The 21,812-nt window shown below is 49.1% G+C and carries 24 protein-coding genes and 1 riboswitch; of the genes, 15 read left to right on the forward strand and 9 right to left on the reverse strand.

Translation table 11 applies throughout. The features are described 5' to 3' along the window. Positions 1-166: 166 nt before the first annotated feature. From coaBC to HCZ42_RS10250, 3 genes are all read left to right on the forward strand, one after another. Positions 167-1,372 (forward strand): bifunctional phosphopantothenoylcysteine decarboxylase/phosphopantothenate--cysteine ligase CoaBC, encoded by a 1,206-nt coding sequence (gene coaBC / locus HCZ42_RS10240; protein WP_167420612.1) that lies wholly within the window; start codon positions 167-169, stop codon positions 1,370-1,372. Between the two features lie 106 nt (positions 1,373-1,478). Next, positions 1,479-2,069: a nucleoid occlusion factor SlmA gene (gene slmA / locus HCZ42_RS10245; RefSeq protein ID WP_053409990.1), complete on the forward strand. Its 591-nt coding sequence runs from the start codon at positions 1,479-1,481 to the stop codon at positions 2,067-2,069. 5 nt (positions 2,070-2,074) lie between these two features. Beyond that, positions 2,075-3,025 (forward strand): Kdo(2)-lipid IV(A) acyltransferase, encoded by a 951-nt coding sequence (locus HCZ42_RS10250; protein ID WP_167420613.1) that lies wholly within the window; start codon positions 2,075-2,077, stop codon positions 3,023-3,025. A gap of 69 nt (positions 3,026-3,094) precedes the next feature. Here the strand turns inward: HCZ42_RS10250 and pyrE are convergent, their stop codons facing one another. Further along, positions 3,095-3,736, reverse strand: coding sequence for an orotate phosphoribosyltransferase (gene pyrE / locus HCZ42_RS10255; protein WP_167420614.1), 642 nt, complete (start codon positions 3,734-3,736; stop codon positions 3,095-3,097). 101 nt (positions 3,737-3,837) lie between these two features. Further along, positions 3,838-4,554, reverse strand: coding sequence for a ribonuclease PH (gene rph / locus HCZ42_RS10260; protein ID WP_167420615.1), 717 nt, complete (start codon positions 4,552-4,554; stop codon positions 3,838-3,840). 166 nt (positions 4,555-4,720) lie between these two features. Here rph and HCZ42_RS10265 point away from each other — a divergent pair, with 166 nt between their 5' ends. Continuing rightward, positions 4,721-5,587: a YicC/YloC family endoribonuclease gene (locus tag HCZ42_RS10265; protein ID WP_167420616.1), complete on the forward strand. Its 867-nt coding sequence runs from the start codon at positions 4,721-4,723 to the stop codon at positions 5,585-5,587. Positions 5,588-5,618: 31 nt separating this feature from the next. Here HCZ42_RS10265 and HCZ42_RS10270 read toward each other — a convergent pair whose 3' ends face one another. Further along, the gene (locus tag HCZ42_RS10270; protein ID WP_167420617.1) at positions 5,619-6,440 is read right to left on the reverse strand and encodes an AraC family transcriptional regulator; all 822 of its coding nucleotides are present in this window, start codon (positions 6,438-6,440) and stop codon (positions 5,619-5,621) included. Positions 6,441-6,545: 105 nt separating this feature from the next. Here HCZ42_RS10270 and HCZ42_RS10275 point away from each other — a divergent pair, with 105 nt between their 5' ends. From HCZ42_RS10275 to HCZ42_RS10290, 4 genes are all read left to right on the forward strand, one after another. Then, positions 6,546-7,079, forward strand: a complete 534-nt coding sequence (locus HCZ42_RS10275; protein ID WP_167420618.1) for a carboxymuconolactone decarboxylase family protein — start codon at positions 6,546-6,548, stop codon at positions 7,077-7,079. Positions 7,080-7,098: 19 nt separating this feature from the next. Continuing rightward, positions 7,099-7,521: a DUF417 family protein gene (locus HCZ42_RS10280; protein ID WP_167420619.1), complete on the forward strand. Its 423-nt coding sequence runs from the start codon at positions 7,099-7,101 to the stop codon at positions 7,519-7,521. Positions 7,522-7,604: 83 nt separating this feature from the next. Next, complete coding sequence (nrtS, locus tag HCZ42_RS10285; RefSeq protein ID WP_167420620.1) at positions 7,605-7,865, forward strand: nitrate/nitrite transporter NrtS; 261 nt, start codon at positions 7,605-7,607, stop codon at positions 7,863-7,865. Next, positions 7,862-8,797 carry a methyl-accepting chemotaxis protein gene (locus tag HCZ42_RS10290; protein ID WP_167420621.1) on the forward strand — a complete coding sequence of 312 codons (936 nt, stop codon included), beginning with the start codon at positions 7,862-7,864 and terminating at the stop codon, positions 8,795-8,797. The genes nrtS and HCZ42_RS10290 overlap by 4 nt, the downstream gene beginning before the upstream one ends. Positions 8,798-8,840: 43 nt before the next feature. Here HCZ42_RS10290 and HCZ42_RS10295 read toward each other — a convergent pair whose 3' ends face one another. Together HCZ42_RS10295 and HCZ42_RS10300 are read right to left on the reverse strand one after the other, a co-directional pair. Continuing rightward, the gene (locus HCZ42_RS10295) at positions 8,841-9,266 is read right to left on the reverse strand and encodes a phosphate-starvation-inducible protein PsiE (protein WP_053409980.1); all 426 of its coding nucleotides are present in this window, start codon (positions 9,264-9,266) and stop codon (positions 8,841-8,843) included. Positions 9,267-9,400: 134 nt separating this feature from the next. Next, positions 9,401-10,771 (reverse strand): NCS2 family permease, encoded by a 1,371-nt coding sequence (locus HCZ42_RS10300; protein ID WP_167420622.1) that lies wholly within the window; start codon positions 10,769-10,771, stop codon positions 9,401-9,403. 63 nt (positions 10,772-10,834) lie between these two features. Continuing rightward, positions 10,835-10,934, reverse strand: a riboswitch (purine riboswitch). A 293-nt stretch (positions 10,935-11,227) separates the two neighbouring features. On the opposite strand from HCZ42_RS10300, the gene gmk reads away from it, so the two are divergent. From gmk to recG, 5 genes are all read left to right on the forward strand, one after another. Then, a complete protein-coding gene (gene gmk / locus HCZ42_RS10305; protein WP_167420623.1) occupies positions 11,228-11,851 on the forward strand; it encodes a guanylate kinase in 624 nt (207 codons plus the stop codon). Between the two features lie 75 nt (positions 11,852-11,926). Beyond that, a complete protein-coding gene (gene rpoZ / locus HCZ42_RS10310) occupies positions 11,927-12,199 on the forward strand; it encodes a DNA-directed RNA polymerase subunit omega (RefSeq protein WP_004410883.1) in 273 nt (90 codons plus the stop codon). 40 nt (positions 12,200-12,239) lie between these two features. After that, positions 12,240-14,360, forward strand: coding sequence for a bifunctional GTP diphosphokinase/guanosine-3',5'-bis pyrophosphate 3'-pyrophosphohydrolase (gene spoT, locus HCZ42_RS10315; RefSeq protein ID WP_167420624.1), 2,121 nt, complete (start codon positions 12,240-12,242; stop codon positions 14,358-14,360). Positions 14,361-14,422: 62 nt separating this feature from the next. Further along, complete coding sequence (gene trmH / locus HCZ42_RS10320) at positions 14,423-15,106, forward strand: tRNA (guanosine(18)-2'-O)-methyltransferase TrmH (protein WP_167420625.1); 684 nt, start codon at positions 14,423-14,425, stop codon at positions 15,104-15,106. A 93-nt stretch (positions 15,107-15,199) separates the two neighbouring features. Then, complete coding sequence (gene recG, locus HCZ42_RS10325) at positions 15,200-17,278, forward strand: ATP-dependent DNA helicase RecG (protein WP_167420626.1); 2,079 nt, start codon at positions 15,200-15,202, stop codon at positions 17,276-17,278. Positions 17,279-17,348: 70 nt separating this feature from the next. On the opposite strand, the gene cysQ is transcribed toward recG, so the two are convergent. From cysQ to HCZ42_RS10345, 4 genes are all read right to left on the reverse strand, one after another. Continuing rightward, positions 17,349-18,176, reverse strand: a complete 828-nt coding sequence (cysQ, locus tag HCZ42_RS10330; RefSeq protein WP_167420627.1) for a 3'(2'),5'-bisphosphate nucleotidase CysQ — start codon at positions 18,174-18,176, stop codon at positions 17,349-17,351. A 27-nt stretch (positions 18,177-18,203) separates the two neighbouring features. After that, on the reverse strand, positions 18,204-18,752 hold the full coding sequence (gene nudE / locus HCZ42_RS10335) for an ADP compounds hydrolase NudE (RefSeq protein WP_167420628.1): 549 nt from the start codon (positions 18,750-18,752) through the stop codon (positions 18,204-18,206). A 132-nt stretch (positions 18,753-18,884) separates the two neighbouring features. Further along, positions 18,885-19,472: a Fe-S biogenesis protein NfuA gene (nfuA, locus tag HCZ42_RS10340; protein WP_053409972.1), complete on the reverse strand. Its 588-nt coding sequence runs from the start codon at positions 19,470-19,472 to the stop codon at positions 18,885-18,887. Positions 19,473-19,564: 92 nt separating this feature from the next. Continuing rightward, positions 19,565-20,272 (reverse strand): phosphoribosyltransferase family protein, encoded by a 708-nt coding sequence (locus HCZ42_RS10345; RefSeq protein ID WP_167420629.1) that lies wholly within the window; start codon positions 20,270-20,272, stop codon positions 19,565-19,567. 57 nt (positions 20,273-20,329) lie between these two features. Between HCZ42_RS10345 and bioH the strand changes: the two genes are divergently transcribed. Together bioH and HCZ42_RS10355 are read left to right on the forward strand one after the other, a co-directional pair. After that, positions 20,330-21,130, forward strand: a complete 801-nt coding sequence (gene bioH / locus HCZ42_RS10350) for a pimeloyl-ACP methyl ester esterase BioH (RefSeq protein WP_167420630.1) — start codon at positions 20,330-20,332, stop codon at positions 21,128-21,130. A 120-nt stretch (positions 21,131-21,250) separates the two neighbouring features. Continuing rightward, positions 21,251-21,721 (forward strand): hypothetical protein, encoded by a 471-nt coding sequence (locus HCZ42_RS10355; RefSeq protein WP_053409969.1) that lies wholly within the window; start codon positions 21,251-21,253, stop codon positions 21,719-21,721. Positions 21,722-21,812: the final 91 nt, after the last annotated feature.

Raw genomic sequence — 21,812 nt, forward strand, 5'->3', positions numbered from 1 at the left:
TGTACGATAAAATCGTCTGTGAGTCAGACTAGGATTTTATCAATTGACTCATTACTTGATTGTATAAAAACTTGGCGATTCACAGAGCCGACACGACACAAAACCACTCCCCTTTGCAGTTGTGATAATATTGGCGCAGTTTTGACAAATTAGTATGGACAGCGACATGCAAACACTCGCAGGAAAAAAAATCCTCCTCGGTATCAGCGGCGGCATTGCCGCCTATAAATGTGCCGAGCTGACTCGTCGACTCATCGAACGAGGCGCTGAAGTTCAGGTGGTCATGACCAAAGCAGCAAAAGAGTTCATCACCCCTCTGACAATGCAAGCGGTCTCCGGCAAGCCCGTTTCAGACAGCTTGTTGGATCCGGCAGCCGAGGCGTCAATGGGGCATATCGAACTGGCCAAATGGGCAGACCTCGTCTTGCTAGCGCCGGCGACCGCAGACTTAATCGCGCGCATGGCGGCGGGAATGGGTAATGACCTGTTAACCACGCTCGTTTTGGCCACTGACGCTCCTGTTGCGGTTTCGCCTGCGATGAACCAGCAGATGTATCGTAATGTCGCTACTCAGGAAAACATCGCGACTCTTGAGCGTCGTGGTATGACAGTTTGGGGTCCTGCGGCAGGCGAACAAGCGTGTGGCGATGTCGGTCCAGGTCGAATGTTAGAACCCATGCAGCTTGTCGAACACTGTGAGCAGTTCTTCGCAGATAAGCCGCTGAAAGGTAAATCCATTGCGATTACGGCTGGTCCCACGCGTGAAGCGCTCGATCCGGTGCGTTACATCTCAAATCATAGCTCAGGCAAAATGGGCTTTGCGCTAGCACAGGCAGCTCAGCAGCTTGGGGCCGACGTCACCTTAATTGCTGGTCCAGTCTCATTAGCGACACCGGTTGGGGTAAAACGTGTTGATGTCGCCAGCGCGCAGCAAATGCATGACGCTGCGATGCAACACGCGCCACAGCACGATGTGTTTATTGGCTGTGCTGCCGTTGCCGATTACCGCCCTCAAACGGTTGCCGAGCAAAAAATCAAGAAGACCGATGATAGCGACCAAATGACGATTACTATGGTCAAAAACCCAGACATCATCGCTTCTGTTGCTGCATTGCAAACCTCGAGACCGTTTACGGTTGGCTTCGCCGCAGAGACGCAAGACGTTGAGCACTACGCCCGTAACAAGCTGGCGAAAAAGAATCTTGATTTGATTTGTGCTAACGATGTCTCGCTAGAAGGCCAAGGGTTTAATAGTAACGACAACGCAATAACCCTATACTGGAAAGATGGTAAGCAATCACTTACTCTTGCCTCAAAACAACAAATTGCCACTCAAATCATGGCAACGATTGCAGAAAAATTAGAAGCTTAAAACTTCAAAACACGCTTACACCGTATTTATTCAGGTTGTCTGGCTAGGCACGCCGATCGTTCGGCTTTCTAGCCTTTTATTCAGAATGGTAAAAAGGAAAACGTTCATGGCCGGAACAAGAAAAACCAACCGCCGAGATGAAATTTTGCAAGCATTGGCAGAAATGCTGGAGTCCAACGAAGGGGCATCACGCATTACTACCGCAAAACTCGCTAAGCAGGTCGGTGTCTCTGAAGCCGCGTTATATCGCCATTTTCCAAGCAAAGCTCGCATGTTCGAAGGGTTGATCGAGTTCATTGAAGAGTCACTGATGTCTCGTATCAACCGTATCCTCGATGAAGAGAAAGATACGCTAACGCGCATTCGTTTGGTTCTGCAGCTCATTCTGGCGTTTGCCGAGCGCAACCCAGGCCTAAGTCGCATTCTTTCTGGTCATGCACTCATGTTTGAAAATGAAAGGTTGCGAGAGCGAATCAATCAACTGTTTGAGCGTATTGAAACTTCTCTGCGACAGATTCTGCGTGAACGTAAACTGAGAGAAGGTAAGTCCTTCCCTGTTGATGAGAAAATTTTAGCTGCGCAGCTCCTCGGGCAAGTCGAAGGCAGTCTGAACCGTTTTGTACGTTCAGACTTCAAATATCAGCCAACGGCAAACTTTGAAGAGTATTGGGCGCTGCTAAGTGCACAAATTAAGTAATAATCATGAGTAAAGACAAACTTACACCGCCAGAGTTTTCACTATCCTTACTGCATCCAAAAAACTGGGGCGTCTGGTTGGGCTTTGGTTTGTTGGCATTGGTGGTCAATATTCTTCCTTATCGCATTTTGCTGTCACTAGGGCGCAAGCTCGGTCAGATCGGTATGCGCTACGGGGCAAAACGCGTTCACGTTGCGACGCGAAATATTGAGCTATCGTTCCCTGACAAGTCGAAGCAAGAGATCCAACAACTGGTTGAAGAGAACTTCAAAAACACCGGTATGGCACTGATTGAGACCGGTATTACCTGGTTTTGGCCAACGTGGCGCTTTAAGACACTGATCGTCGATAAAGATACTCACGCCATGCGCGAAAAATCCAAGCAAGGGCAAGGGGTCTTATTGTGCTGCGTACACGCGCTCAACTTAGAGATCACCGCACGTGCTTTTGGCGTTCTTGGGATTGGCGGATACGGCGTTTTTCGCCCGCACAACAACCCGGCATATAACTTTATCCAGTACTGGGGACGCACACACAACGGCAACAAACTGATTGACCGTAAAGACGTGAAGCAAATGATTCGCGTACTGCGCGACGGTGAGCGTTTGTTCTATTTACCCGACCACGATTACGGGCGTAACAAGTCGGTTTTTGTTCCGTTCTTTGCGATTGAGGATGCGTGTACCACCACCGGTACAAGTATTCTCGCGTACACCTCTAAGTGTGCGATCATCCCGGGCTCTGGCTTTAGAAACAGCGACGGTAAGTACGAAATCATGGCGGATAAATGCATCGAGGCAGACTATCCGCAGAAAGATGAAGTGGCCGCCGCGGCTTATATGAACAAATACGTCGAAGAACTGATTCTTCGCGCTCCAGAACAATGGATGTGGCTGCATAAACGCTACAAAACCATGCAAGATGAAAATATCGAAAAAGGCATTCGCTATAAGTAACCGCGCAACCGATACAAACTAAAAAGGGTCTCCAATGGAGACCCTTTTTTACGGTTTGATTTCGAACGACTAGATGCCGTATTCAGCGCGGTACGCTTTTACTGCTGCTAGGTGCTCAGTCGCATTACCTTTTTCTTCTAGGTAAGTAATCAAGTCGCCCAAGCTAACGATAGAAATCACCGCACAACCAAAGTCGCGCTCTACTTCCTGAATCGCAGACAGCTCACCTTTACCTTTCTCTTGACGGTCGATAGCCACCAGCACTCCCGCTAGATCTGCACCGTTTGCCTGAATAATTTCCATCGACTCACGAATCGCGGTACCTGCGGTGATCACATCATCCACCAGCATAATGCGCCCTTCCAGAGGACTACCCACCAAGCTGCCGCCTTCACCGTGGTCTTTCGCTTCTTTACGGTTAAAGCAGTACGGTGTATCCACATCGTGGTGGTCAGCCAGCGCAACCGCCGTGGTCGTTGCGATAGGAATGCCTTTGTACGCAGGTCCAAATAGCACATCAAAATCGATAGCGGAATCTGCCAATGCCGCCGCGTAAAAACGACCTAAGCGCGCCAAATCACGACCAGTGTTGAAAAGACCAGCGTTAAAGAAATAAGGACTCTTACGACCTGACTTTAAAGTGAACTCGCCAAATTTCAGGACTTGTTTCTCTAGTGCAAACTCAATAAATTCACGCTGGTATGCTTTCATTGCTTTCTCTCTAAGTTACAGTTTTTACTCTCAACGCCTAGGTACCGAAAAATCGTACAGGCAAAAAAATAGCTTCCGTATCAGGGAAGCCATCTTAATCATTAATTTTCTAACGCCGCCTTCTGCGCTGCGACGATCTCGACAATGCCTTTCTTCGCCGACTCAAGCAGCGACAACAGCTCTTCATGGCTGAACGGTTCGCCTTCTGCGGTGCCCTGCACTTCAATCATGCGACCATCTTCGGTCATCACCACATTCATGTCCGTGTCAGCGGCAGAATCTTCAACGTATTCTAGGTCACACAATACATCTTGACCTAGTAGACCAACAGACACTGCAGCAACGTGACCTTTCATTGGGTTTTTCTTTAGCTTGCCGTTGTCGATAAGGTGTTGGAATGCGTCCGCCATTGCGACACTCGCGCCTGAGATTGACGCCGTACGTGTACCACCATCGGCTTGGATGACATCACAGTCTACTGTCACCATGATTTCGCCCATCACTTCCAAATCGACGACTGCACGCAGACTACGCGCAATTAGGCGTTGGATTTCCATTGTACGACCGCCTTGCTTGCCATTTGCGGCTTCACGGCGCATGCGTGAATGCGTTGAACGTGGCAACATACCGTATTCTGCCGTTACCCAGCCTTTACCTTGGCCTTTCAACCAACGAGGCACATTTTCTTCAACAGTCGCATTACATAGGACTTTGGTATTACCGAACTCGACTAACACAGAGCCTTCAGCATAAGCAGTATAGTTACGAGTGATTTTTATTGGGCGAACTTGATCCGCCTTGCGATCGTTTGGACGCATTGGCTCTACCTTAGTTAGCTATCTGGTGATAGGGGGAGACAAATTTGGTTGGGGCAAGATTATAGCGAAGTTTACAAAACAAAGCTATGTACATTAAGTGGTCATGCTCGGTTTGTGCTACTATGCCCTTGCGTTATTTTCAAAGATGATAAAACAGGAAAATTCGATGATTTATAGTATGACTGCCTACGCCCGTAAAGAAGCGAAAGGCGATTGGGGCAGCGCCGTTTGGGAAATCCGTTCGGTTAACCAACGTTATTTAGAAACTTACTTCCGCTTACCTGAGCAATTTCGTGGCCTAGAGCCGATCCTTCGCGAACGTTTTCGTAAGAAATTGGCGCGCGGTAAAGTGGAATGCGCCCTGCGTTTTGAAGCCAACCCAGCCGCTAAGGGTGAGTTGACGATTAACGAAACCCTTGCCGAACAAGTTGTTAAAGCTGCAGAGCAAGTCATGCACATGACTGGTGAGCGTAGTCGCATTAACCCATTCCAAGTAATGCAATGGCCAGGTGTGATGGAAACGCCAGAGCAAGACATGGACGCAGTGAACAAAGACTTGCTTAGCGCATTTGACGCTGCAATCGATGAGTTTATCGAAGCGCGTGGCCGTGAAGGCGAAAACATGAAAGCCCTGATCGACCAGCGCCTAAGCGCCATTTCAGACGAAGTGACTAAAGTTCGCGCACGCATGCCAGAAATCCTAGAATGGCAACGCGAGCGTCTGTTCACTAAGTTTGAAGAAGCAAAAGTCGATCTGGACGCTTCTCGCGTTGAGCAAGAGCTGATTCTTTTGGCACAAAAATCTGACGTCGCCGAAGAGCTCGACCGCCTAGATTCTCATGTCAAAGAAACCAACAACATCCTTAAGAAAGGTGGCGCAGTTGGACGTCGTTTAGACTTCATGATGCAAGAGTTCAACCGAGAGTCTAATACGCTAGCGTCCAAATCAATCAGCACCGACATCACCGCTTCCGGTGTCGAGCTCAAAGTACTGATTGAACAGATGCGTGAACAGATCCAGAACATCGAGTAACCACTCAAAAGCCCTGCAGTCGCGGGGCTTTTTACTCTTTAGCCCCTTCCTCTTGTAGCCACTTACTTGGTGTTACGCCAAACTGGCGTTGAAAGGCACGCGAAAACGCTACGCTGCTGCCATAACCTACATCTAAACAGACGGATTTAATCGGATGTCCCGCCAGCAGTAATTGCTGGGCGAGCAACAAACGAGACTCAGTGAGATAACTCAACGGTGGCTGACCGATCACTTGATGAAACAGCGCGGCAAAACGGGCTCGCGACATCCCACAATGTTGTGCCAACGTCTCAATCGTCCACGCTTGGTCTGGCTGGGAGTGAATCGCTTCGACTGCTTTGGCTAACTTAGGCTCAGACAGCGCTGCCAACACACTGGCTTGGCAAGCTTTGGTATCGACCAAGTGACGGATCAGCAGTAAGAGGAGCAAATCAAGTAGCGTGGCAATCACAGTGGTTTGCGCATAACGCTCTGCAAACGCTTCTTCAAACAATAGTGTGATGACTGGGCGCAACGACGGCAAGTCACTCAAAGGCACCACTATCGCGTTTGGCAGTGCACGGTACAGTGGCGAGTCTTTAAAACTCAAGCCCGCGCAAACTAGATCACACCCTTCCAAAGTCAACGATTGCAGTCGGTGCTTTTTCCCTTTGGGGAACACAACCAGTGTCGGCTCGCTGATCGTGTAGCGAAGCACGCCTTCTTCATAAAGCGCCAGTTCTCCACTGCGAACCAAATGCAGTTGCCCTTCTCCGGGATGCACTTCACTGCACGAACTGCCGCACAGATTACCGGAAAAAAACAAATCAGCTTTAGGCGCAGCATGGGAAAGTAATGCGGACAACGCATCCATATTGAGACTCTTAGTTTATTTATCTGGACTGATAGTGATAAATCGTATCATTAGATATAGGAAGATAACAGCGTCCATTCACTCAACTCTGTTAAGGATTAAATTATGAGTCGTATTCTTCCTGTATCTCAACCTCAAGGTGAAGCAGCTGCAACGTTAACGGCTATTCATCAGAAGTTAGGCATGGTACCCAACCTTTATGCGACGATCGCGCACTCACCTACCGTATTAAACGCTTTCCTCGCGTTTAATGAGGCGCTAGGCAATGGTCGTTTAACCGCAAAACAACGCGAATTGATTGCTCTAACGGTTGGTCAGGCAAACCAATGCCAATACTGCCTTTCTGCACACACTATGATCGCAGGTAGCGTTGGTATTGAACAAGAACAAGTCTTAGCTGTACGCCAAGGAAAAGCCTACAACGCACTGGATCAAGCCATCATTACGCTAGCCAAGCAGCTTGTTGAACAACGTGGCGAGCTTAGAAACGAGCAATTAGATTCCGCCCATCAACATGGTGTCGACGATGAACTGGTGCTTGAAGTCCTTGCACAGGTGGTCGCCAACACATTCACCAACTACGCCAACCATGTAGCGGAAACAGAAATCGATTTCCCAGTTGTTAGCTTAACGGTATAGGCGTTAGAGAGAGAAAACAATGAAGCATGAAAAAGGTTACTTGATTGCATTAAGTGGCGCGGTGTTAACCCTGCTTTGGATTGGGGTGTTTAAGTTTACTCCTACAGAAGCAGAAGCGATTCGTCCACTCGTAGAGAGCCATCCGTTGATGAACTGGCTATTTGCCATTCTATCGGTACAAGGCGTTTCTAACCTGATTGGTATTGTCGAAATCATTGTCGCAATCGGCATGGTGATTGGTGTTTGGAAACCGCTTATTGGTTACTGGAGTGGTTTGGCCGCTACTGTGATCTTTTTAACCACCCTGAGCTTCCTTCTGACGTTGTCCGGTGTCTGGAAGGTAGTGGACGGTGTTCCTATTACGGAGTTTTTCATCTTCAAAGATTTAGTCTTCTTAGGTATCGCGTGGTTGAGTGTTGAACGCTGCCGTCAATATCTTTGACCACATACCTAATGTAGATAGCGCTCGTATGGGCGCTATTTTTTCTCTGTTGTTCTCATCAGATAAAAAGGAATCACTCGAGTATGCAAGATCCAATCACGCTGAAAGACATAATAACTACGGCTAAAACCCCTTCCATTCTAAAACGCTCTGTCAAAGTCGCGTTGGTTGTCGGCACCATATTGATGGCGATTAATCATGGTGACGCCCTATTGATGGGAGAGGTTGAGCCCGCACGCATTGGTAAAATTCTGTTGACCTATCTTGTTCCTTTCTGTGTCTCCACCCAGGCGAGTGTGCTTGCAACGCTCAATACCCAGAAAACCCAGCAACCTTCGTTATGATCAGACTATTCAAATCACCAACCAAAGACTCTCTTGTTTCTATCACGCCAGCGCGGCTTGCGGAGTTAGAAGCGACTGAAGCCCGGTATCAACAACTGTTGACGGATAACCCACTAAACCACGCAGAGCAAATCGAGGCAAATGCGGGTAACGTCCAAAAAGCGTCGTCTAACCGGATGGATGCGATCACCCAAAGCTCACAGCGAATTGAAGAGTTTATTCAACAGTCGAACGACATTGAAAGTTTGTCCCATGATTCCTTTGCCGCGACGACAGAGACCGTCAGTACCGCTTCTCAATCGATTGATAAACTCTACGGCTTGTTAGAGCAAATTAACGATTCCAAAAAGCAGTTGTTCGAGTTTACCCAATTACTCACTTCGCTAGAGCAAAACAACCAAAATATTGGTCAGTTAGTCGAATCAATTAAAGGCATAGCAGCGCAAACCAATTTATTGGCACTCAATGCGGCGATTGAAGCCGCGCGCGCGGGAGAGCATGGCCGCGGATTTGCAGTCGTCGCCGATGAAGTCAGGTTGTTAGCCAATACTGCAACCCACTCGGCTGAGAGCATTAATAATGAGATGAAGACCATCATGGCGACCTCATCATTGATTATAGAGAAGCAAAAAGAAGTCTCAGATGTGATCAATTACAGCTCAGAGATCGCCGACGAGACGGTTAACAGCACGGAAACACTGATTGCGATAGCAAATCAAAGTCAAAGCGCTGTCGGGAATGTGATCCAAAAAGTCCGCAAGCAGCTAGAAGAATCGCACACCATTCAAAGCCACATGCAGCGGTTGGTTGAAGACACTCGGACTGCGCTCTCGTTGTCGGGCGCCAACCATGAGTTAGCCAAACGCATCGCCCAAGCACTTCGTACCCTCAAAACGACGCCGAATAATGAGTCTATTGTTGAGGCAGAATAACGCCAAGCAACCACAAAAAAGCCCTGCAATCGCAGGGCTTGGTTTATTCGTCTTTTTCTTGCGTCTTTCTGTCGACATACGGCCAGTAATGATGCCCGGCTCGAATCAATAACGTCGCCGCCGCAAGAATAAACGCCGCAAGCGACAACCAAACCACAGGCACCGCATCCAACTCTTTCATCCCGAGCGTGATATAACGGGCTATCGCCATCATCGCGATATAAATCGGGTATCGCACCGGGATCTTACCGTTGACGACAAACTGCTGCACCATCGCCAACACTTCTAAATAGATGAACATCAGCAGAATATCGGTCAGCAATACCCGCTTTTGTACAAACATATGAATAAACTCTTCCACCATCGCAAACACGGTGGCGAGCGTAATCGCGACCAGCAGCATGGCTTCCAATATATGGTATATCTTGAGAAAAGGGCGGCTAAACGAAGGCGGTAACTGAGACGGCATTTCCTTATTCCACTGTCAGTGTCGATGTGGGCGCAATACTATCACGCTAAGGTGAAGAAAAAATGGCTCCGCGAATGCGAAGCCATGTTATTAAGCAGAAATCTAGATATTGCTAACAATAACGCGTCGCTGTTTTAAAGCAGTATCAGGTAACTGAGGAATAGTGCACACAGCACAAAAATCACCGGATGCACTTGTTTGCCTTTGCCCGCCACAACCATCGCAAACGCATAACTGATAAAGCCCATCGCCATGCCATTTGCCGGAGAAAAGCTCAGCACGGTAAACATAATGGTAAAGAAAGCCGCAATGCGTGACTCTTTCTGCTCCCATTGAATTTCACCCAATCGGCCGATCATGTAGATACCCACCACCACCATCGCGGGTGCGACCATCGCTGCCGAGAAGATCGAGAACAATGGGTAAAGGAATAGCGAAACGAGGAACAAGCCAGCCACTACTACCGCAGCCAAACCCGTCTTCGCGCCTTGTGATGACGCGATACCAGATTCTGAAAATGCCGTAATCGAAGTGGTACCAAGTACAGAGCCAATCACCGTGCCACCTGCGTCAGCAACCAGCGCTGAGCGAGCATTGGGTACTTTGCCGTCTTTATCGATGATGCCAGCGTCGCGGCCAACGCCGACGATGGTGCTCAAACCATCAAAGAAGTCGACAATAAGGAAAATAATTACAATAAACAGCAAATCAAACAGCTTATCGGCGGTTAAGCCGGAGAAGTTAAACACCGCGCCAAAACTGCCCGACAAACTTGGCGGAGTCGAAATAATCTGCTCTGGAATTGGCGCATTATTTGTGCCGAGAAACGCATCCGCTAGCACCGTTAGCACAATAGCGGAAACAAAAGAAATGAACGTCGCCAGTTTGATATCGCGAACCATGCAACCCAAAGCGATGAAAATACTGATGTAAGCGATGATGACTTTAGGGTCAGAGATGTTGCCCATGCTCACCAGAATAATTGGGTTCGACACGATGATACCGGCGTTCTTCAGCCCCAAAAAGGCGATAAACAAACCGAGAGAAACCGTAATCGCAAGCTTGAGGTCTTCGGGGATGGACTCGATCATCGCCTTACGGATATTGGTCATCGACAAGATCAGATAAAGCACGCCCGAGAGGAAAATGCCGAACAGCGCCTCATGCCAAACCAAAGCAACCGAGCCACTCAGTAGCATGCCTTTAAAGAAGCCGTTCATACTCATACCCGGTGCGAGCATCACAGGGTAGTTACCCCAAATACCCATAATCAGTGTGGCGGCAGCAGCAGCCAGCGCGGTTGCGGTAAACACCGCGCCTTTATCCATCCCCGGAATACCCCCTAAAATAGCTGGGTTAACCGCAAGGATGTAGCTCATGGCCAAAAAGGTGATAAAACCCGCGTACAGCTCTGTGCCGATCGTGGTTTTACGCGCCGAAATTTTAAAAACAGACTCTAAGATGCCAGGATTATTCTGGGCTTTCAGGGTGGTGTCGAAACTCACAGTGAAACCTATTAAAGTGGGGAAATTGCAACGTTGAGCAAATGCTGTGAGTGCGACAATAGAGCTAAGCTTCACCAAAACTGTAGTCACCAAGATAGGCTCGGCGGTAGAAACTTCTAGTCCAAATCACTAGAGATATACAGCATTTAATCGTTTGCGCGGATTGTAAGGAATTGGAATAAAAACTCAATGGATTTCTCGCCAGATAACGTAAAATGGCAACCATTTGCGTGACAAGTGTGGTTTTATCAGCACATAAAAACCGCATCACAACGCCCGTGGGCATCACACTTGGCCGAGAACTGGTTGTTAAAAACACCTCGATTGTGCTACTCTTCGCGTCCATTTTTCTGGCCTAAATTTCACCGATTCGGTGATCCACCACGGTCAGTGCTATCTTTAAACATGTCGATAACTTCTTTTCGGCGATACCAAATCAAACGTGGAATTGTACCTATGGGCAAAGGCACTCTTTATATCGTATCTGCACCAAGTGGCGCGGGAAAATCGAGCTTGATTTCAGCGATGCTGGAAACAAACCCAACTTACGCAATGAAAGTGTCTGTATCACATACCACTCGTGGCATGCGTCCGGGTGAAGAAGACGGTGTTCATTACCACTTTGTACAGAAAGAGCAGTTCGAAGATCTGATCGAGCAAGGCGCATTCCTTGAATACGCAGAAGTGTTCGGTAACTACTACGGTACTTCACGCATCTGGATCGAAGAGAACCTTGATAAAGGCATCGACGTGTTCCTAGATATTGACTGGCAAGGCGCGCGTCAAATTCGTCAGCAAATGCCACAAGCAAAAAGCCTCTTTATCTTGCCACCTTCAAACGGTGAATTAGAACGCCGCTTGAACACACGTGGTCAAGATAGTGAAGCGGTTATCGCTAAGCGCATGGCTGAAGCAAAGTCTGAGATTTCTCACTACTACGAATACGACTACGTGATCATCAATGATGATTTCGACAATGCGTTGATGGATTTTAAAGCCATCATTCGCGCAGAAAGATTGAAGCAAGACAAGCAAGCTGCTAAATATAAAGGCATGCTTGATGCGTTGTTGGCTGAGTAAGTCCTAGACACTGGGAATACTCACGCTGTATAATTTCTCGTCATACAAAATTTTAGTTAACTATTTGGAGTCCTCATGGCACGCGTAACTGTTCAAGACGCTGTTGAAAAAGTTGGCAACCGTTTCGACCTAGTTCTAATTGCGGCTCGCCGCGCTCGTCAAATGCAAACTGGCGGTAAAGATTCACTAGTGCCAGAAGAGAACGATAAGCAAACGGTTATCGCTCTACGCGAAATCGAAGAAGGTCTTATCACGAAAGAGATTCTTGATGCACGTGAGCGTCAAGAGCAACAAGAGCAAGAAGCAGCAGAATTAGCAGCAGTAAGCAGCATTGCTCACAGTCGTTAATCTGACTCTCTTCACAACAACTATCTTCCGGGCCTAAAGTTTGTATCTATTCGATAGCCTCAAAGACGTTGCCCAAGAATACCTAACAGAGCCTCAAATTGAGGCTCTGCGTCAATCTTATGTGGTAGCGAAAGATGCCCATGAAGGGCAGACCCGTTCAAGCGGGGAACCTTATATCATCCACCCAGTTGCGGTTTCTCGCATCTTGGCTGAAATGCGCCTTGATATTGAGACGTTGCAAGCAGCGCTTCTTCACGATGTGATTGAAGATACCGAAGTGACCAAAGAAGAGTTAGAAACTCAATTTGGCACCACGGTAGCAGAGCTGGTAGATGGTGTGTCCAAGCTGGACAAACTTAAGTTCCGAGATCGCAAGGAAGCTCAGGCTGAGAACTTTCGCAAAATGGTCCTTGCCATGGTGCAAGACATTCGCGTAATCCTGATCAAACTGGCTGACCGCACACACAACATGCGCACATTGGGCGCGCTTCGCCCCGATAAGAAACGTCGCATTGCCCGTGAAACGTTAGAAATCTACTCTCCCCTTGCCCACCGTTTGGGTATCCACAACATTAAAACCGAGTTAGAAGAACTGGGTTTTGAAGCGTTGTATCCAAACCGTTATCGCGTATTGAAAGAAGTGGTTAAGGCCGCGCGCGGTAACCGCAAAGAGATGATTCAGCGCATCCATACCGAGATTGAAGGTCGTCTAGAAGAGGTCGGCCTGAAAGCTCGAGTCGTTGGGCGCGAAAAGAACCTGTTCTCCATCTACAACAAGATGAAAACCAAAGAACAGCGTTTCCATACCATTATGGATATCTACGCGTTTCGTGTTGTGGTGGAAGATGCCGACACCTGTTATCGCGTATTAGGTCAAGTACATAGTCTGTACAAGCCACGTCCAGGCCGAATGAAAGATTACATCGCAGTACCGAAAGCCAACGGCTATCAGTCTTTGCACACTTCTATGGTTGGCCCTCACGGTGTGCCTGTTGAAGTGCAAATTCGTACTGAAGACATGGACCAGATGGCGGACAAAGGTGTCGCGGCGCACTGGTCTTACAAAGGCAACGGCGAACGCACGGGCACCACAGCGCAAGTCAAAGCACAGCGTTGGATGCAGAGTCTACTCGAGCTGCAACAAAGCGCGGGCAACTCATTCGAATTTATCGAAAACGTAAAATCAGACCTGTTCCCAGACGAGATTTACGTCTTCACACCGAAAGGTCGTATCGTTGAGCTCCCAGTGGGTGCAACTGCGGTCGATTTCGCGTACGCAGTGCATACCGATGTGGGGAACACCTGTGTTGGCGCTCGCGTCGACCGAAACCCATACCCACTGAGCAAAGCGCTGAAAAACGGTCAAACGATCGAAATCATCAGTGCGCCGGGCGCAAGACCAAATGCAGCATGGCTGAACTACGTCGTGACATCACGTGCGCGTACTAAGATTCGTCAGGTGCTGAAAACCATGCGCCGTGAAGAGTCAGTGACGCTAGGTCGACGTCTACTCAACCACGCGCTGGGTGAGCTCTCGATCACTGACATCAGTGAAGAGAACGTCAACCATGTTTTGGCTGAACTCAAAGTTGCGACTTTAGAAGACTTGTTAGCGGCAATCGGCCTAGGCGAACTGATGAGTATCGTCATTGCACGCCGCTTGCTCGGTGATGCTGACGAGCTAACAGAAGTGACAAGCGCAGACGGTAAGCCGAAGAAGAAACTGCCGATCCGCGGCGCAGAAGGTCTACTACTAACGTTTGCCAACTGTTGCCACCCGATTCCAGACGACCACATTATCGCCCACGTTTCTCCAGGTCGTGGATTGGTGGTACACCGCGAAACGTGTCCAAACGTACGTGGCTACCAGAAAGAACCAGATAAATACATGGCGGTCGAATGGTCAGAAGACTACGACCAAGAGTTCATTGCGGAATTGCGTGTCGATGTACAAAATCGACAAGGCGCTCTAGCTGAACTGACCAATGTGATTTCTAAGACAGGCTCGAATATTCACGGCCTCTCGACCGAAGAACGCGATGGCCGACTGTACACAGTGACTGTATTGTTGACCACCAAAGACCGTGTTCATCTGGCTGGAATTATGCGTAAGATTAAAGCGATGCCGCAGACGCTCAAAGTCCGCCGACGCAAAAACTAACGCTTAGAATTAACTTGAATGCCCTTGAAATCACCCGATTCAAGGGCTTTTATTTTTGTATTATGAATCTAGAACGCTACCAACGAATCCAACAAGTCCTGAAAACTCGTCAAACCGACCTTACTCTGTGTCTGGAAGAAGTCCACAAGCCCAATAACGTCTCTGCGGTAATTCGTACCGCCGATGCTACGGGTCTGCATAAAGTCCACGCGGTTTGGCCAAACGAAATGCGCACTCTCAGCCACACGTCTGCTGGCGCACGCAACTGGGTCGAAGTGGAAACTCACGACTCGATCGCCGAAGCCATTCAAGAGCTAAAGGGCCAAGGAATGCAGGTGCTGGTGACCAACTTGTCTGACACCGCGGTTGATTTTCGTGAGATCGATTACACCAAACCCACCGCAATCATTCTTGGCAGTGAAAAAATCGGCGCATCAGAGCAAGCGAAGCAGTTAGCAGACCAAGACATCATCATCCCGATGATCGGCATGGTGCAGTCGCTGAATGTCTCGGTAGCAAGCGCGGTGATTCTGTACGAAGCGCAACGTCAACGCGACGCCGCGGGCATGTACGATAAACCGCGCAGCTCACTACCAGAAGAGACTATCCATCGCACCTTGTTTGAGCGCGGTCATCCGGTGCTGGCAAAAGTCGCGAAACGTAAAGGCCTGCCTTATCCACCTCTCGACGACGAGGGGCAAATCGTTGCTGATGAAGCGTGGTGGAAAGAGATGCAGAAAAAGTAGCCCTGCGTCTGCACAGAGACTATTTTTCCTGTACAAATACACAGCTGGGTGGTTAACTATCTCTAGTTCATTGAATGATTTACGAGTTTTGTTATGTCCCAGCTTTTATCAGCGATACCGCTTACTTCTCTCTCTGGCGTCGGCGCCAAAGTCGCTGAGAAACTCGCAAAAGTTGGCCTCAACTCCGTTCAAGACCTGTTATTCCACCTTCCACTTCGTTACGAAGACCGTACCCGCATTTACCCGATCGTAAAACTGCATGCTGGTTTATGGGCCGCGGTACAAGGCAAGGTGATGAGCGTTGATACCTTGTTTGGCAAACGCAAAATGCTGGCGGTGAAAATCAGTGACGGTAACGGCACGATTACGCTGCGCTTTTTTAACTTCACCGCTGCAATGAAAAACAACTTTGCCGAAGGTAAAACGGTTCACGCTTACGGTGAAATCAAACGAGGCAGCTTTGGCCTCGAAATCGTCCACCCGGATTACAAGTTCTACGCGCCAAACCAAAAAGCAGACGTCGAAGAGACCCTAACGCCAGTCTACCCAACTACCGAAGGACTGCGCCAGGCCACCCTGCGCAACCTCACCGACCAAGCATTAACACTGCTCGATAAAGCGGCAGTGCAAGAGCTGCTACCATCGGGGCTCTACAACCATCAGATTACTCTCGCACAAGCGCTGCATACTATTCATCGTCCACCGCCAAACATCAATCTAGAACAGTTTGATGAAGGACAACATCCAGCGCAGGTGCGCCTGATCATGGAAGAGTTGTTGGCGCAGAACTTATCGATGTTATCGGTGCGTAGTAAAGGACAAAAAGACGTGGCACTGCCGCTGCCAGAGAGCAATCAACTCAAACAACAACTGCTGGCACAGCTGCCGTTCTCTCCAACCAACGCACAAAACCGTGTGGTGCAAGAGATCGAACAAGACTTAGTCCAGCCGCACCCAATGATGCGTTTAGTGCAAGGGGATGTGGGTTCAGGTAAGACCCTTGTCGCAGCGATGGCGGCACTGCGCGCATTAGAACACGGTTATCAGGTCGCATTGATGGCGCCCACCGAACTGCTCGCAGAGCAACACGCGGTCAATTTCGCCAATTGGTTTGAACCAATGGGGATTAAAGTCGGTTGGTTAGCGGGCAAGCTGAAAGGCAAAGCCAAAGAAACCGAACTGGAACGTATTGCCAGTGGTGATGCGCAAATGGTCGTCGGTACCCATGCTCTGTTCCAAGAACACGTCAAGTTCAACCATCTCGCCTTAGTTATCATTGACGAGCAACACCGATTTGGCGTCCACCAGCGTTTGGAATTGCGTGAAAAAGGCGAGAAGCAAGGCGCGTTTCCGCACCAACTCATTATGACCGCCACGCCTATCCCACGAACACTAGCGATGACGGCCTACGCGGACTTAGAAACCTCGGTGATCGATGAGCTGCCCCCGGGCAGAACGCCGATTCAAACCGTCGCCATCCCAGATACCAAACGCGACGACATTATCGATCGCGTACGTCACGCCTGTTTAACCGAAGGTAAGCAAGCCTATTGGGTGTGCACCCTGATTGATGAATCTGAAGTACTGGAAGCGCAAGCCGCCGCCGATACCGCCGAAGAGCTGCAACGCAAGCTGCCGGATGTCAAAATCGGCTTAGTACACGGTCGAATGAAGCCCGCTGAGAAGCAAGCGGTGATGCAGGATTTTAAAGACAACAAATTGCATTTATTGGTCGCAACCACAGTGATCGAAGTCGGCGTTGATGTGCCGAACTCCAGTTTGATGATCATCGAAAACCCCGAACGCCTTGGTCTGGCTCAGCTCCACCAGCTGCGCGGTCGTGTCGGTCGAGGCAGCGTCGCCAGCCATTGCGTATTGCTCTACCACGCTCCTCTGTCGAAAACCGCGCAAAAGCGTTTAGCGGTCTTGCGCGAAAGTAATGACGGCTTTGTTATCGCCCAGCGTGATTTAGAAATCCGTGGCCCGGGTGAACTACTCGGCACCAAGCAAACCGGTATGGCTGACTTTAAGATCGCCGACTTAGTCAGAGATCAACGCTTAATTCCAGAAGTTCAGCGCATCGCACGTTACATTCACGACAATTACCCAGACAACGCGGTTGCGATTATCGACCGCTGGCTCGGCGACCGAGACGTCTACGCCAAAGCCTAAAACAGCAAAGGGTTGATACCACAACAGTATCAACCCTTTTTGTCTTCATCACGTAAGCTACTAATTCACACTAGTCTTTTACTTTTAGAATCTCATCCCATGGCAGGCTTTCATCACCAAGGACGATAAAATTCGGGTTCTCTAATGTGTCGCGTTCGTTGTACGACAACGGCTCTAATTGGGTACTTAAAATGCGCCCGCCCGCTTCTTCGACAATACACTGTGTCGCAGCGGTATCCCACTCACCGGTTGGTCCTAAACGTAGATAACAATCGACCGCGCCTTCTGCAACCAAGCACGCTTTTAACGCCGCAGAACCGAGCGGAACCAAATCGTAGTTCCACGCGCTGCTCATGCGACTGGTAATGCGATTGATGTCTTGACGACGACTGATCGCAATCGCAATTGGTGAAGTACGGCCGTCGTGCTTATGGCTATGGATACGCACGCTCTCGTGCATATCTGGGATCTTCCACGCCCCTTTCCCCACATACGCGTAATAGGTCACGCCTGAAACTGGGCCGTAAACCACGCCCATGATCGGTTTATTATTTTCAATCAGCGCGATGATGGTAGCAAAGTCACCACTGCGGGCGATAAATTCTTGCGTACCATCCAGCGGGTCCACCAACCAGTAGCGATCCCATTGCGAGCGTTTTTCTAAGCTGATATCAGCGGCTTCTTCAGACAATACCGGAATGTCCGGTGTCAGTTCTGATAGCTGCTCCACAATGAATTTATGCGCGGCGATATCCGCACTGGTGACTGGGGTTTCGTCACTTTTGGTGAACTCTTGGTACTCTTTTTTCTCGTAAATATCGAGAATCAATTGCCCCGCAGACCGGGCAATGTCAATCACTGCATTAAGATGATGGGAAAGGTCTTGTGTCATCGGCATAATAAATCCTATACGCCCCTATTCTTTTTATGCTTCTAATGTGCGTAGGGCGAGTAACAGCGCGGTGATACTCCGTGCTTCACAAAAATCGAGATGGTTAAGTAACTCCGCTGCTTGCGCTAACGGCCAGCGGATCACTTCCAATGGTTCAGGTTCATCGCCTTCTAACTTTTCTGAGTATAGATCCTCTGCGATAAACAGGGTCATTTTGCTGGAGAAATAAGACGGCGCTAGCACCACTTCTTTCAACGGTGTGAGTTTACGCGAGCCAAAACCGATCTCTTCTTTGAGTTCGCGATCCGCCGCTTGTCTTGGTTCCTCACCCGGGTCGATTAGCCCTTTCGGGAAACCCAGCTCGTAACGTTCCGTACCAGCAGAATACTCACGAACCAGTAGGATATCGCCTTGCTCGGTAATCGGTACCATCATCACCGCATTGCGACCGCTCGGCTTCATGCGTTCGTAGGTACGTTCTTCACCATTACTAAAGCGTAAGTCGAGAGCTTCAATTGCAAACAATCGAGAACGAGCCACAGTTTCTTTTGCCAATATTTCAGGCGGCGTTCTTTTCGCCACGCGCTTACTCCTTAGTCAAAGCTTAATCTTCTTAATATATGAGAAAAACCAAGGGTTGGAAATCAAAAAAGGGCTGACATTTCAGCCAACCCTTTATGATTCTCAAACGCTACTCACTCTACACCCGGTGAGTTAGTAGTATGAGTGTTCGCCACGGTCGTGCTCTGTTGCGTCGCGTACCGCAGTGAGCTCACCGTCAAACTCTTGAAGCAGTTGCTTCTCGATGCCTTCTTTCAGCGTCACATCAACCATTGAACAACCGTTACAGCCGCCGCCGAATGCAACAATCGCAATGCCTTCTTCGGTAATCTCAACCAGGTTTACGTGGCCACCGTGGCCCGCAAGCTGAGGGTTTACTTGAGTTTGAATCACGTATTCAACGCGCTCGATCAGCGGCGCATCATCAGCGACTTTACGCATTTTTGCGTTTGGTGCTTTTAACGTTAGCTGCGAACCCATTTTGTCCGTCACAAAGTCGATCTCTGCGTCTTCAAGGAAAGGTAGGCTAAGCTCATCAACGTAAGCAGAGAAACCTTCAAACGCAAACTCAGTGTCAGTACCTTCTACCGCTTCAGGTGGGCAGTAAGACACACCACACTCAGCGTTTTGAGTTCCTGGGTTCACTACGAATACACGAATGTTAGTCCCTTCTGGCTGTTGGCTCAAAAGGTTAGCAAAATGCTTCTGAGCATTTTCTGTAATAGTAATAGGATTTGACACGACGAATACCTGAGTAAATTTGTAGGCTATTTAGTCACCATTCTACTCCTGATTTTGGCAAGATCTAGCCCTTGCGGATGAAAACTCACTTTCTAGTCTTTTTCTGAAGGTTCAGGAGTCCGGCAGATGCAGTAAATATCAACGCTTTTCACCCCCGCATCAAGCAGTAATTTGCATAAATGCCGCACGGTACTGCCTGTCGTAAGCACATCATCAACAATCGCGACGTGGCTAACGTTAACGGGTTGAATTAGTTTAAAAGCGCCGCGCAAATTTTGCTCTCTTTGCCGTTTATTTTTTCCTTGTTGTGGTGATGTTGCGCGGGTGCGTTGAAAGAGCTTCTGGTACGGAAGGTCTAACCGTTTAGCGATATTGAGCGCAATCAACTCGCTTTGATTAAAACCGCGATACCAGTGACGCCGCCAATGCAGCGGCACCGAGGTGATCAACTCTGCAGGCTGAGAGATTCTTGGCGCAAGCAACTCTGCTAACTTGGCCGCCTGCCAAAACTGACGCTCGAATTTGAGCCGATGGACGTAACTCGACAACGGCGTCTGATAACCACCGACGCAATAGACGTGTTGCCACTTGGGCGGTTGCACCAAACAACGACCGCACACCTCAACATACGTGGGTGTCGGTAGCCCACAACGGCAACAGCGAGGGCTTTCAGCCACATAACGTTGGCAATGCTCACACAACCAACTCAGTTCGGCCTCCACCTCAATATCCAACTGGCACACTTCACAGTGAGCGGGCAACAGGTCCGTTGTGTATTTCTTCAACCAATGCGCTAACATATCCACCTCGGCACGATATCAATACCGCATTGTGCATCGGTTACTGGCAACAAAAGGATGAAAAAAGTGGCACAAAGTGAGAGTTCAAAATCACCGCTCTATTGGCAATCAACTGGTCGAGGACAAGACCTTGTATTGCTGCACGGCTGGGGAATGAATGGCGCCGTGTGGCAACAAACCGTTGATGCATTAAGCCAAGACTTCCGAGTTCACGTCGTGGACCTACCCGGATTTGGCCACAGTCACCACTCTCACTTCGATTCCATCGAGCATATGGCAGAATTGGTGCTCGAGCACGCACCGCAAAACGCGATTTGGCTCGGCTGGTCTTTGGGCGGCCTACTCGCCACCCACATTGCGCTGCATCACCCTGAACGAGTTGAAAAGCTGATCACTGTAGCGAGTTCACCTAAGTTTGCCGCAGAACGACCTTGGCGCGGCATTCAGCCCAATGTACTTAGCGCCTTCACCGAGCAACTTGTTGAAGATTTCCAACGCACCATCGAGCAATTTATGGCACTGCAAGCCATGGGCAGCCCTTCGGCACGCCAAGACGTGAAATCACTCAAGAAAGCGGTATTGTCGCGCCCGACACCCAACCCTAAATCCTTGCTCGCAGGGCTGCAATTGTTAGCCGATATCGACTATCGCGATACGCTGAGCGCGCTAACGCTACCAACACTACGCCTTTATGGTCGCTTAGACGGTCTCGTTCCCGCCAAAGTTGCTACCGATGTCGACCAGTTAATGCCAGATAGCCAAAGTTATGTCTTTGGCGCTTCATCACACGCGCCGTTTATGACCGAATTTGAAGAGTTCTGCCAACAAATCACCCGCTTTATGAAAATATCATCATAAAAAGCCGCCATTTACGCTAAATATTCCACCAAGCTGGTCGATATATAGACGAACTAGATAACTTTACGCGAAGCGAAACATTCGTGAAGAGCATCTGGTTGGGAGCGAGGAGGTTAAGCGATGCTCGTATCACCTACGAACGTAAGTGTGCCGCTAATCGCCCCATCGGTGAATGTTCAGACGGAGCAGGCCGCGCGCGACAATAAAGTCCGCGAGCCCGTCACTCCAACCATGGCATTGGCCAAGAGTAATGCTGAGCGAAAAGTCAAAGCAGACGATAAAAGGCGCAAACAATCATCTTGGGATCCGTCAGAGCATCCAAGCTATGAAACGGGTGAACACGACGAAGTCAGTGCTGCTTATCAGGAGAATCCAGACGATACTCTTGCGAGGATTTTCCAACTGCTTGCCCTAGAGAGCTATAGTCAACACCAGGGCAAAGGCTACGCGATGCGCTTTCGGTTACCCAAACGTATAATCGATGCGGCGATAACGGAAGGCAAAATGGCAAAGCGCAGAACCGTGATTAAGTTTCACTACGGCCATGCGGTGTCGCCGAACACGCCGTCCGATGTCATTGCGGTGTTGTAGTACCTAATATGTTCGACGATATAGAATTAGGAAATACCGAAAAAAAAATCCCCGTGAATTCACAGAAAACACGGGGATTTGTATTTTTAGC

The sequence above is a fragment of the Vibrio hepatarius genome (genome assembly GCF_011806575.1).
GTDB classification, from domain to species: domain Bacteria; phylum Pseudomonadota; class Gammaproteobacteria; order Enterobacterales; family Vibrionaceae; genus Vibrio; species Vibrio hepatarius_A.